The organism is Mumia sp. ZJ1417 (assembly GCF_014127285.1).
Classification (GTDB): domain Bacteria; phylum Actinomycetota; class Actinomycetes; order Propionibacteriales; family Nocardioidaceae; genus Mumia.
Map to the genome: position 1 here is coordinate 3908496 of NZ_CP059901.1, position 12492 is coordinate 3920987.

At 71.5% G+C, this 12492-nt stretch carries 10 protein-coding genes; 2 read left to right on the plus strand and 8 right to left on the minus strand.

What is annotated here, in order from left to right; translation table 11 throughout:
* Positions 1 to 20 precede the first annotated feature (20 nt).
* The 8 genes from H4N58_RS18905 to H4N58_RS18940 form a co-directional block, all read right to left on the minus strand.
* Positions 21 to 1190: an acyl-CoA dehydrogenase family protein gene (locus H4N58_RS18905; protein ID WP_167006896.1), complete on the minus strand. Its 1170-nt coding sequence runs from the start codon at positions 1188 to 1190 to the stop codon at positions 21 to 23.
* Positions 1187 to 3208 carry a biotin carboxylase N-terminal domain-containing protein gene (locus H4N58_RS18910; protein ID WP_167251212.1) on the minus strand — a complete coding sequence of 674 codons (2022 nt, stop codon included), beginning with the start codon at positions 3206 to 3208 and terminating at the stop codon, positions 1187 to 1189. Before H4N58_RS18910 ends, H4N58_RS18905 begins: the two co-directional genes overlap by 4 nt.
* 100 nt (positions 3209 to 3308) lie before the next feature.
* Entirely contained in the window at positions 3309 to 4916 is a 1608-nt protein-coding gene (locus tag H4N58_RS18915; RefSeq protein WP_182397116.1) for an acyl-CoA carboxylase subunit beta, read from the minus strand.
* A complete protein-coding gene (locus H4N58_RS18920; protein ID WP_167251210.1) occupies positions 4913 to 5980 on the minus strand; it encodes a winged helix DNA-binding domain-containing protein in 1068 nt (355 codons plus the stop codon). The genes H4N58_RS18915 and H4N58_RS18920 overlap by 4 nt, the downstream gene beginning before the upstream one ends.
* An 80-nt stretch (positions 5981 to 6060) precedes the next feature.
* Positions 6061 to 7260, minus strand: a complete 1200-nt coding sequence (locus tag H4N58_RS18925; RefSeq protein WP_167251208.1) for an acyl-CoA dehydrogenase family protein — start codon at positions 7258 to 7260, stop codon at positions 6061 to 6063.
* On the minus strand, positions 7257 to 9014 hold the full coding sequence (locus H4N58_RS18930) for an acyclic terpene utilization AtuA family protein (protein ID WP_167251206.1): 1758 nt from the start codon (positions 9012 to 9014) through the stop codon (positions 7257 to 7259). The genes H4N58_RS18925 and H4N58_RS18930 overlap by 4 nt, the downstream gene beginning before the upstream one ends.
* Positions 9011 to 9922 (minus strand): TIGR03084 family metal-binding protein, encoded by a 912-nt coding sequence (locus tag H4N58_RS18935; RefSeq protein ID WP_167251204.1) that lies wholly within the window; start codon positions 9920 to 9922, stop codon positions 9011 to 9013. Before H4N58_RS18935 ends, H4N58_RS18930 begins: the two co-directional genes overlap by 4 nt.
* On the minus strand, positions 9922 to 10521 hold the full coding sequence (locus H4N58_RS18940) for a TetR/AcrR family transcriptional regulator (RefSeq protein ID WP_167006913.1): 600 nt from the start codon (positions 10519 to 10521) through the stop codon (positions 9922 to 9924). The genes H4N58_RS18935 and H4N58_RS18940 overlap by 1 nt, the downstream gene beginning before the upstream one ends.
* A gap of 115 nt (positions 10522 to 10636) precedes the next feature.
* On the opposite strand from H4N58_RS18940, the gene H4N58_RS18945 reads away from it, so the two are divergent.
* Positions 10637 to 11461, plus strand: coding sequence for an MOSC domain-containing protein (locus tag H4N58_RS18945; RefSeq protein ID WP_167006916.1), 825 nt, complete (start codon positions 10637 to 10639; stop codon positions 11459 to 11461).
* Between the two features lie 4 nt (positions 11462 to 11465).
* Positions 11466 to 12452 carry a DUF2804 domain-containing protein gene (locus tag H4N58_RS18950; RefSeq protein WP_167251202.1) on the plus strand — a complete coding sequence of 329 codons (987 nt, stop codon included), beginning with the start codon at positions 11466 to 11468 and terminating at the stop codon, positions 12450 to 12452.
* Positions 12453 to 12492: the final 40 nt, after the last annotated feature.

Genomic DNA, 12492 nt, shown 5'->3' on the forward strand with positions numbered 1-12492 from the left:
GGACGGGACGGACGTGGGCATCAGTACGACTTCGGCAGGCCGAGCGAGAACTGCGCGATGAAGTTGAGCACCATCTCACGGCTCACGGGCGCGATCCGCGACAGGCGCGACCCCGCCAGCATCTGCACGAGCCCGTACTCCTCGGCGAGCCCGTTGCCACCGTGGGTCTGGATGGCCCGGTCCACCGCCGCGCACACGACCTCGCCGGCGGCGTATTTCGCCATGTTCGCCGCCTCGCCCGCGCCCATGTGGTCACCGACCGCATAGAGCGCGGCCGCCTTCTGCGTCATGAGGCGTGCCAGCTCGATCTCGATGTGGGTCTGCGCGAGCGGGTGAGCGACCGCCTGGTGCGCACCGATCGGCGCCTTCCACACCTGGCGGGTCTTTGCGTACTCGGTCGCGAGCTCGAGCGCGAGCCGCGCCGTGCCCGTGGCGAAGGACGCCGCCATGATCCGCTCGGGGTTGAGCCCGGCGAAGAGCTGCTCGATCCCGGCGTCCTCGCTGCCGATGAGGGCGTCCTGCGGCAGGACGACGTCGTCGAAGAACAGCGTGAACTGCTTCTCCGGGCTGACGATCCCCATCGGGATCTCCTGCCACGTGAAGCCCGGCGTGTCCGTCGGCACGAGGAACAGCGCCGGCTTGAGGTTGCCGGTCTTGTGGTCCTCCGTACGGGCGACGACCAGGACGTGGCTCGCCTCGTCGACTCCGGAGATGAAGGTCTTGCCACCGGTCAGGCGCCAGCCACCGTCTTCCTGCCGGTACGCGGTCGTGGTGATCTTGTGCGAGTTCGACCCGGCATCCGGCTCGGTGATCGAGAACGCGAACGTGCTCGTCCCGTCCGCAAGCCCGGGCAGCCAGCGCTGCTTCTGGTCGTCCGTCCCGTACTGGGCGATGATCGTGCCGACGATCGCCGGCGAGACGACCATGAGCAGCAGCGGGCAGCCGGCCGCGGCCAGCTCCTCGCACACGGCGGCGAGGTCACCGATCTCGCCGCCACCGCCCCCGTACTCCTCCGGGACGGCGACACCGAGGTAGCCGAGCTTGCCGGCCTCCTCCCAGAGCTCCGTGGTCTTGCGACCCTCCCGGTAGGCGGTGTTGAAGTAGTCGCGCCCATACTTGCGGCCCAGGTCGGAGACGGCCTTGCGGAGCGCCTGGCGCTCCTCGGACTCGGCGAATGCGGTGGTGGTCATGCGGGTTCTCCTTCGACGTTCTCCTGGGCGGCCGCGTCGTCGATCACCGCGAGGACGGCGCCGGACTCGACCTGGCTCCCCGCGGTGACCGCGAGCTCGACGACGACGCCGTCGGTCGGTGCGGTGATGGTGTGCTGCATCTTCATGGCCTCGAGCACGAGGACGACGTCGCCCTTCGCGACCGGCTGCCCCTGCTCCACGGCGACCGACACGACGGACCCGGGCATCGGCGCGAGCAGCGACCCTTCGGCCACCTGGTCGGCGGGGTCGGTGAAGCGCGGCACGACCACGAGGTCGAGCGGGCCCTGCGGACCGTCCACGTCGACGACGCCCCCGCCGAGCCGGATCTCGTACGTCTCCTCGACGCCGTCATAGACCAGCACCACGCGGTCCGTGCCGACGTGCACCGCAGTCGTCGCCTCGTCCACGCCGACCGGGACGAGCCGCCCGCGCCGCGACGCGTACGCGACGGCGAGCTCCTCGCCGGCGACGGCGTACGTCGCGGTGATCGGCTGCGACGGCACGTTGCGGAACCCGGCGGGGATGCGCGAGAGCACCGGCGCCGCCTTCGCTGCCGCGGTGGCCGACGCGAGCGCGGCAGCGACCGCGTACCGGCGCTTGGCGGCGTCGTCGCCGCGGGCCTGCGACCAGGCGTCGAGCTCCTCCTCGAGCAGCAAGGTGCTCAGCGCCGCCGCGTCGGCGAACTCGGGGGCGCCAAGGATGCCGCGCAGCAGATCGAGGTTGGTGGCGACCCCGTGCACGGTCGTACGGTCGAGGGCGCCGCGCAGCATGCGGGTCACCGACGCGCGGTCGGGCCCGTACGCGACGAGCTTGGCGAGCATCGCGTCGTAGTGGATGCCGACGTCGCTGCCGCTCTCGACGCCGGAGTCGAGACGCAGGCCCGAACCGGTGAGCGCGCCGAAGCGGACGGTGGCCCCGGGGACGTCGAAGGCTCGTACGGTGCCGGTCTGCGGCGCGAAGCCGTCGGCCGGGTCCTCTGCGTACACGCGGACCTCGATCGCATGGCCTCGGGACGTCGGCGGCTCGGTGAGTCCGGTGGCCTCGTGCAGCGCGCGCCCTTCGGCGACGGCGATCTGGAGCGCCACGAGGTCGAGGCCCGTGACGGCCTCGGTGACGGGGTGCTCGACCTGCAGGCGGGTGTTCATCTCCAGGAAGGAGACGAGCGCGGGCTGGTCGGCGCCGCGCTCGGCGACCAGGAACTCGACCGTGCCGGCACCGGTGTAGCCGACCTGCTTGACCAGCGCGCGTGCCGCGTCGTGCAGCGTCGCGCGGGTCGCCTGCGAGAGACCGGGCGCCGGCGCCTCCTCGACGACCTTCTGGTGGCGCCGCTGCAGCGAGCAGTCGCGGTCGCCGAGCACCCAGCAGGTGCCGTGCACGTCGGCCATCACCTGGACCTCGACGTGGCGCGCGTGCTCGAGGTAGTGCTCGACGAACACGGTGGCGTCACCGAACGCGGAGCCCGCCTCGGCCGCCGCCTGCTCGAGGGCCGCCGGCAGCGCGTCGAGGTCGCGGACGACACGCATGCCGCGGCCGCCGCCACCCGAGGACGCCTTGACCACGAGCGGCAGGTCGGAGGTCGTCATCGCCTCGGGCTCCAGCAGCCCGGCGACCGGACCGCCCGCCTCGGCCATCAGCTCCTTGGAGCGGACCTTCGAGCCCATCGCGGCGATCGCGTCCGGGTCCGGGCCGATCCACGTCAGACCCGCGTCGCGGACCGCTGCCGCAAACTCCGCGTTCTCCGACAAGAACCCATACCCGGGGTGGATCGCGTCCGCACCGGTCGCGCGTGCGGCGGCGATGACGAGGTCACCGCGCAGGTACGTCTCGCTGGGCGCGTTGCCGGGCAACCGGACCGCCGTGTCTGCGTCCTTCACGAACGGCGCGTCCGCATCGGCGTCCGAGTGCACCGCGACCGTCGCGATGCCGAGCGCACGGCAGGTCGCGAAGACCCGGCGCGCGATCTCGCCGCGGTTGGCGACGAGCACCTTCTGAATCATCTTTCTCCTCCGTCTCGTCCCCGATTTGGGCGGTTCCCCACTGTTTTCGCCGCTCGATTTCGTGCCGAATTGCCCGAATCGCGGACGGGGCGTGCGCCGGTCACAGCCGGAACACCCCGTAGCCACGGGCCCCTTCGATCGGCGCGGTCGCGATCGCGCTCAGGCAGATGCCGAGCACGGTGCGGGTGTCGCGCGGGTCGATCACGCCGTCGTCATAGAGGAGCCCGGAGGTGAAGTACGCCAGCGACTGCTCCTCGATCTGCTTCTCGACGAAGGCGCGCATCTGCTTGTCGCCGTCCTCGTCGTACGGCATGCCCTTCGCCTCGGCGGCACCGCGCGCGACGATCGAGATCACGCCGGCGAGCTGCGCCGGGCCCATCACCGCCGACTTCGCGTTGGGCCAGCTGAACATGAAGCGCGGGTCGTACGCGCGCCCGCTCATGCCGTAGTGGCCGGCCCCGTACGAGGCGCCCATGACGACGGAGATGTGCGGCACCGTCGAGTTGGAGACGGCGTTGATCATCTGCGCGCCGTGCTTGATGATGCCGCCCTGCTCGTACTCGGCGCCGACCATGTAGCCGGTCGTGTTGTGCAGGAACAGCAGTGGCGTGTCGATCTGGTTGGCGAGCTGGATGAACTGCGTCGCCTTCTGCGCCTCCTCGCTGAACAGCACGCCCTGGGCGTTGGCGAGGATGCCGATCGGGTAGCCGTGGATCTGCGCGAACCCGGTCACGAGCGACGTGCCGTAGAGCGGCTTGAACTCGTCGAACCCCGTTCCGCCGTCCACACTGGGCCCATCAACGATGCGGGCGATCACCTCGCGCGGGTCGAACGGGACCTTGAGGTCGCTCGGGACGATGCCGAGCAGCTCCTCGGGGTTGAAGGCCGGCTCCGCGTACGAGGCCTTCGGTGCCGGGCCCTGCTTGCGCCAGTTCAGGCGGCGGACGATCTGACGGCCGAGGCGGATCGCGTCGTACTCGTCGACCGCGAGATAGTCAGCGAGACCCGAGACGCGGGCGTGCATCTCGGCACCGCCGAGCGACTCGTCGTCGGACTCCTCGCCGGTCGCCATCTTGACCAGCGGCGGCCCGCCGAGGAAGACCTTCGCGCCCTCCTTGACCATCACGACGTAGTCGCTCATGCCCGGGACGTACGCACCACCGGCGGTCGAGTTGCCGAACACCAGCGCGACCGTCGGGACGCGCGCGGCGCTCGACCTGGTGATGTTGCGGAACGTCGCGCCGCCGGGGATGAAGATGTCCTTCTGGGTCGGCAGGTCGGCGCCGCCGGACTCGACGAGGTTGATCGTCGGGAGCCGGTTCTCGGCCGCGATCTGCGCGGCGCGCAGGCCCTTCTTGACCGTGAGCGGATTGCTGGAGCCGCCCTTCACGGTCGGGTCGTTCGCGATGATCATGCACTCGACGCCCTCGACGACGCCGATGCCGGCGACGAGCGAGCCGCCCACGGGGAAGTCGGTCCCCCACGCCGCGAGCGTCGACAGCTCGAGGAACGGTGCGCCTTCGTCGATCAGCAGCTCGATTCGCTCGCGCGCGAGGAGCTTGCCACGCTTGTGGTGGCGGGCGACGTACTTCTCACCGCCGCCCGCGAGCGCCTTCGCATGCTGCTCGGCGAGGTCGTCGATCTTCTCGAGCAACGCCTCGCGGTTGTCGGTGTACGTGGGTGACGCGGTGTCCACCGTCGTCGTCATCGTGGTGCCTCCATGGTCAGCTCGACGGGGATGTCGAGGTATCGGGAGAAGCGATCGGCCTGCACCGCGAACCTGTCGCGGACGGCCGAGGTCGTGGGGGTGAGGAGCGTGAGGGTGAGCCGCACCGGGTCGTCCTTGCGCGTGGGGCGGGACCACTTCCAGCCGCCGACGACGCGCCCCTCGTCGAGGGCGAGGCCCCAGAAGAAGAGGCCTTCGATCGGCTCGCGGACGTAGTCCTCGCTGGCGTCGACGGCCTGGCGGTTCTTGTACGAGATGAGGTACTCGTCGTACGGAGGAAGCAGATGGCTGATGCCCTCCCCGCCGGTCGAGGACGTCTCGAGACCCGGCAGCTCGTAGTACGTCAGCCCCTCGGCCTCGTACGACGCCGCGCCCGCCGCCTCGTACCCGCGACGCGCGTCGGTGACCGTGATGCCGCCCCACCACGACAGGTCGTGCGGCGTCGCCGGCCCGTGGCTGCGCAGGTAGCGCTCCGCCAGACGGGCCACCGCCTCGTCGTGCTCCAGCGGGTCCGACGCCGGCACCCGGTCGTCGAACGCCGCGAACGTCTGCTGCTTGCCCTGCGGTGCCCCGCTGATCGCGACCCGCTCCAGCTCCGCGGCGAGCGTGATGAAGCTGATCCGTTTGGTCGTGTCGACGCCACTCGCCTCGAGCCGCTCGGCGAGCTGCTTGCGGGTGAGGTGCTCGCCGTCACCGAGGACCTCTGCGACGGCATCGAGCACCCTCGCACGCTCATCCGGCTCGTCGAGGCCGGTCGCGCGCCATGCCGATGCCATCGTGCGGACCACCCGCGGACCCGTGAGCTCCAGCATCCAGCGGGCATCGGCCGGCCGGACGAAGTGCCACGTCGGACGCAGCACGTGCGTCCGCAGGATCTCGCCGGACGCGACCAGCGCCTCGACCTCGCCCGCGGTGGGAGCATCCTCGCTGCGCTGCGACAGCGCCCAGCCGGCGTCGACGTACTCCTGCGCCTGCACCGCGCCCAGCCACTCGACCACGTCGACCGGCGAGGCGAACGGCTCGCCCACGAGCCGCTGTCGGCTCATGCGGGCGCTGCGCAACGGCGACCAGTCACCGTCGGCAGGATGCCCCCTTCCCGGCGGTCGAGCGTGTCGAGACCTCTCCATCAGAACCCCAGGATCTTGGCGACCAGGTCGTTCATGACCTCGGTCGCGCCGCCCCCGATGCCGAGGATGCGCGCGTCGCGGTAGTGGCGATCGATCTCGGACTCGCGCATGTATCCCATGCCACCGTGAATCTGCACTGCCTCGTCCACCACGAACGCGCAGGCCGCGACGGCGTCGTTCTTGGCGATCGCGGCGTCGGCGGCCAGGCGCATCGGGTCGACGTCCGCGCCCGCGGACGCGGCGGCGGCACGCTCGACGACCTGGCGCGTGTACGCCCGTGCCGTCGTCGTCGCGCGGTGCATCTCGACCAGCTTGTGGCGGATCACCTGGCGGCTCGCGAGCGGACGACCAAACGTCTCGCGCTCCTTCGCGTACGCGACCGCGAGGTCGAGTGCGCGCTGCGCGGTCGCGTACGACTGCACCGCCAAGCTGAGGCGCTCATTGACGAACTGCTGCATGACGAGGACGAAGCCGCCGTTCTCCTCACCGACAAGGTTCTCGGCAGGGACACGGGCATCGTCGAACGCCAGCTCGGCGGTGTCAGAGCAGTGCCAGCCCATCTTGCGCAGCGGGCGCTGCACTGTGAAGCCGGGAGTGCCCTTGTCGACGACGAGCAGCGAGATGCCGCCGAACCCGTCGCCACCGGTCCGGACGGCCGTCGTCACGAAGTCGGCGCGAACACCGGAGGTGATGAAGGTCTTGGCGCCGTTGACGACGTACCCGTCGCCTTCACGCGCGGCGCGTGTGCGCAGGTTCGCGACGTCGGAGCCACCGCTCGGCTCGGTCACGCCGAGCGCGCCGATCATCTCCCCTGCGAGCGTCGGGCGGACGTAGCGGTCGACGAGCGCCGCGCTGCGCTCGGACGGCGCTGAGAGGTGCGCGGACACGATGTGAGGCAGTGCGATGCCGTGGGTGAACAGCGCGGCCATCAGGCCCGACGATCCTCCCGACTCGATGACCGCCTCGGTGAGCACGGAGATGTCGACGACGTCACCGCCCTGTCCACCGACGTCCTCGGGGAAGCCGATGCCGAGGAACCCGGCGGCCGCCGCCTTCTTGTGCAGCTCGCGCGGGATCTCGCCGTCGTCCTCCCACCCGGCCAGGTTCGGGACGATCTCGTGGGTCGTGAAGCGCGTGACCGCGTCGCGCAGCGCCGTGCGCTCGGGCGTCGACCAGGCGTCGTACGGGGCAGCGGTCATCGCAGGAGCTCCTCAGGAACGTCGACCACACGGGCGCGAAGCCACTCGCCGAGCGCCTTGGCCTGCGGGTCGAACCGGGTGGAGGCGGCCACGCCGTCGCCGAGGAAGCCGTGGGCGACGACGTTGACCGCGCGGAGGTTGGGCAGCGAGTGGATCTCGAGGTCGAGACCCGCAGCCTCGGGGATCAGCGTCACGAACGTGTCAGCGTCGAGCAGGTCGACAAGCCACGCGTACGCGGCGTCGGGGTCGGCGACGTCGCTGCGGACCCAGACGCCGACGTTGGCGTCGCCCCCCTTGTCGCCGCTGCGCGCATGCACGACCCGGCCGAGGGCGACGGCTTGGGTGGTCTCGCTACGGGCTCCGTTGGTCGAGTAGTCCGAGCCGCTAGGCAAGGACGTATCGACACCCGGCGACGACGTCTCGAGGCCCGCCGGTGGTGGCACGTCGATTCGCGTGCCGTCGGCGAGCACGACGGTGTGCGGCACGAGCTCCTGCGGCACGTACGCTGGGGTGTAGACCCCGTACGGGGTCCCGGCTGCGGGCGGTCGCGTCACGGTGAACCCCGGGTACGAGGCCAGTGCGAGCTCGACGGCCGCGGACGAGAACGCGCGTCCGACCGGGTCGGGGGACATCGCCTTCACGTGGCAGCGCAGCAGCGCCGTCGCCTGCCCCTGGGTCCGGGGGTCTGCGACGTCCGTGCGGTCGAGGTCCCAGACGACCTCGTCCGGCATCCCGGCCGGCGACTGCGCGAGCGCGTCCTCGACCTGGAGGCGCACCAGCGCGGCCTTCTCCTCGATGTCGAGGCCGGTCAGCACGAGCTCGACGGTGTTGCGGAACCCGCCGAAGGAGTTGAGCGCGACCTTCGTGGTCGCCGGCGGAGCGGACCCGCGTACACCGGAGACGGCCACCCTGTCCTCGCCGTCCTGCGTGAGGACGATCGAGTCCAGATGGGTGACGACGTCTGGTCCGGCGTACGCGGGCCCGCCGATCTCGTACACGAGCTGGGCCGTGACGGTGTCGACGGTGACCACGCCCCCGGTCCCCTCGTGCTTGGTGATGACGCTGCTGCCGTCCGACGCGACCTCCGCGATCGGGAAGCCGGGGTGCAGCAGGACCTTGGGGTCGAGCGTCGCGAACCCGGAGAAGTTGCCGCCCGTCGCCTGCGCCCCGCACTCGACGACGTGCCCGGCGACCACGGCGCCGGCGAGCGCGTCGTAGTCCTCACGCCCCCACCCGTACGCGTGGATGGCAGGCCCGACGACAACCGACGCGTCGGTGACACGACCGGTCACGACGACGTCCGCGCCGGCCTCGAGCGCCGCGGCGATGCCGAACGCGCCGAGATAGGCGTTGGCGGTGATCGGCGGCTGTCCGCCGTGTCCGACGAGGCCGAGCTCGTCGGCGCGCGGACGCAGGTCGTCGCCCTCGACATGGGCGACGACGATCTCGAGCCCCTGCTCGGCAGCGATCTCGCGCAGCTTGTCGGCGAGCCCTGCGGGGTTGAGACCGCCGGCGTTGGTGACGATGCGGACACCGCGCTCCTTGGCCAGGCCCATGCACTCGGTCATCTGGCGGACGAACGTCTTGGCGTAGCCGAGCGAAGGGTCCTTGAGGCGGTCGCGGCCGAGGATGAGCATCGTGAGCTCGGCGAGGTAGTCGCCCGTGAGGTAGTCGAGGTCACCCTCGGTGAGCATCTCGCGCATCGCCGCGAGACGGTCGCCGTAGAAGCCCGAGCAGTTGCCGATGCGGATCATGCCGACCCCTCCGCCGGTCGAGCCTGTCGAGACCCCTCCGCCGGTCGAGCCGCACCTTCCGCCGGTCGAGCCTGTCGAGACCCCACCGGCACCGGGTCGGGACCCGGGAGCCCCGCGAAGGCCTGCACGATGTCGAGCCACTCGTCGGCGGCGGCACCGTGGGCGACCACGTCGACGTCGTCGCGGGTACGACGGCGCGTCGCGAGCAGCGCGAAGTCGTAGCCGTCGCCGGTGACGCGGTCCTCGGCGTCCTCCGGCCCCCACGCCCACGTCTCGCCGTCGGTGCCGACGAGCTCGACACGGACCGGTGTCGAGGGGATGTCGCGACCGCGGACGAGATAGGCGAAGGCGCGGGTACGGAAACCGAGGTTCGCGACGTGCTTCGCGCGGGCGGTGCGCGGCAGCTCGATGCCGAAGGCCTCCGCGACGTCACGTCCGTGCGCCCAGGTCTCCATCAGCCGTGCGGTCGCCATTGAGGCCGGGCTCATCGGCGGGCCGAACCAGGCGATCTTCTCGCCCGCGGGCACCGCCCGGAGAGCGTCGGCCAGCTGTCGGCGCCCGTCGCGCCATGTGGCGAGCAGCTCCTGCGGCGCGAGCGCGGCGAGCCGGTCGGCCTCGGCGTCGACGTAGCCGGTCGGGTTCTCGACCGCGTTCTTGATCAGTGTCGCGAACGCCTCGCCGCCCTCGATCGCCGCGAGCGAGGCGCTGTCGGTCCAGTGCAGGTGTGCGATCTGGTGCGCGACGTCCCAGCCCGGCGCGGGCGTCGCGGTGGCCCATCCGGCGTCGTCCAGGTCGGCGACGATCGCGTCGAGCTGCTGGCTCTCCGCGTGGAGGTCGGCGAGGACGGCCTCGAGGACCGCGTGGCGGGCCGCGTCGGGCGTCGGGTCGGGCGAGGTGTCGGTGCTCATCAGCGTTCCAGCTCCGTGTCGAGGGTGATCGCCCACGCGTCGAGGATCGACGTGCGGCGTGCGGTGTCATCCGAGAGAGAGGCGGCGAGCCCGAGCCCGCGCATGAGGTCGAGGGTGGCTTGGACGAGCTGCCGGTTGCGGCCCCGGTTGTCGTCGATGCCGAGCAGGTCGACCGCGTAGGCGTGGGTCTCGCGGCCGACGCGGCGCTCCAACGGGCCGACTGCGGCCCGCAGCTCGTCGTCGGTGCGGGCGGCGACCCACAGCTCGAGCGCCGCGAAGAAGACCGGCGAGACGAACTGTGCGGCGAGCACGTCGAGCACCGCCCGCGTACGACCTTGGGCCGGCAGCCCTCGCACGGCTGCGGCGAGGTCGTCGCGGCGCCGCTCGGTCAGGTGGTCGACGGCAGCGATGACGAGGGCCTGCTTGCTCGGGAAGTGGTGCAGCTGCGCTCCGCGCGAGACGCCGGCGCGCTGCGAGACGACGGTCGTGCTGGTGCCCGACCAGCCGAGCTCGACGAGCGAGTCGACGGTCGCCTCCAGCAGCCGCTGGCGCATGAGGCGGCTGCGCTCGCCCTGCGTCGTGCGTGTGGTCGCGGTCACGCCCTCATCATCGCTCCGCAACTAACAAACAGTCAACCCTGTCTTTTTCTGCGAAAGGCCCACCCGCCCAGGAATGCGGTCGAGGCGCAGCCCGCTGCGCCCCTACGCTGACCCCGTGCGCATCGCGTCCCTGCACCTCTATCCCGTCAAGTCCACCGCCCCTCACGACGTGGACCGCGCGACGGTCGAACCGTGGGGTCTAGCCGGCGACCGGCGGTGGCTCGTGATCGGACCGGACGGCCGCAAGGTCGACGCCCTCGCCCACCCCCGGATCCTCGCCGTGCACGCCACCCCGACGGTCGACGGTCTCCTCCTGCGTTCCGGCGGCCTCCCCGACCTCCTCGCGCCTCGACCGGTGCACGGTGTCGACATCCCCGTCGGCATCTCCCGCCAGGACGCCCTGCGGTACGCGGGCGAGGATGCCGAGACGTGGATCTCCAAGGCGATCGGCACCGCGGCTCGGCTCGTGTGGCAGGAGGACCCCACCCTCCGCCCGATGTCGGCGACCCACGGAGGGACGAGCGGCGAGCCGTTGACGCTCGCCGACACCGCACCGATCCTCCTCACCACCACGTCCTCGCTCGACCAGCTCAACGCGTGGGTCGCCGAGACCCCGGACCCGAATCCGCTCTCCATGCGCCGGTTTCGCCCCAACGTCGTCGTGGAGGCCGACCCCGACGAGCTCGCCCCGTTCGAGGAGGACGGCTGGCGTACGGTCACGCTCGGCGACGTCCCGTTCCGCTTCGCCGAGCTCTGCGACCGCTGCGCGATCACGCTGATCGACCCGCGGACGCTCGTACGCGGCAAGGAACCGATCCGGACGCTGTCGCGCACGCGAAAGTGGGACGGGGTCACGTGGTTCGGTGTCCGCATGGTCCCGACCACGATCGGGACGCTTCAGGTCGGCGATCCGGTGAGCGTGACCCGCGCACTACCGTGACGCCATGCCCGAGCGTGAGATCACCAGCCCCGTCGACCTCTGCGGCCCCGACGGCCGCCTGAACCCCGACGCCGTCGGCTGGACGCGACGGCCCTTGCACCGCGCGAACCTCCGCGGCTGGGGGCGTACGAAGCGCTGGGAGTACTGGGGGGTGGTCTCCCCCACCCACGTGATCGGCATCCAGGTGTCGTCGCTCGACTACGCCGCCGTGCACGGCCTGTACGTCCTGGACCGCCGCAGCGGCCAGGAGTGGCGTCACGACGTCACCGTCCCGCTCGGGCGCGGCGTCGCCCTGCCCGACCGGGCCGGCAGCGGACGCGTCGCGGTGGTCGCGAAGGACCTGACGGTCGACATCGACCAGCCCACCGCCGGCACGACGGGTCCGACGACGATCCGTGCCACCTCGCCGCAGATCACGCTCACACTCACGGTCGAGCAGCCGGAGGGTCACGAGTCGATGGGCGTGGTCGTGCCGTGGAGCACGCGCCGGTTCCAGTACACGGTCAAAGACCTCGCCCGCCCCGTACGCGGCACGCTCGGGATCGACGGTGTCGCTCACCCGCTCACCGACGCGTACGCCGTGCTCGACCACGGGCGCGGCGTCTGGCCGTACCGGATGACCTGGAACTGGGGCGCCGGATCCGGTCCCGGCGGCAATGCCGTCCAGCTCGGCGGCCGGTGGACCGACGGCACCGGGTCGACCGAGAACGCGATCGTCGTCGACGGCATCGTCCACAAGATCGGAGCCACGCTCACCTGGTCGTACGACCGCGACGACTGGCGTGCACCGTGGCGGGTCACCGGCGACGGCGTGGACGCGACCTTTGTCCCCGAGCACGTCCGCGAGGCGCGCACCGAGCTCGTGGTCCTCGGCAACTCCACCCACCAGGCGTTCGGGACGTGGGCGGGCACGGCGCGCGCCGACGACGGCACCACCCTGGCGCTCGACGGGCTCGTGGGATGGGCCGAGGAGGCCAGCAACCGCTGGTGAGACCGGGTGATCTGCGCGAACCCCGTCGCGTGGTTACAGT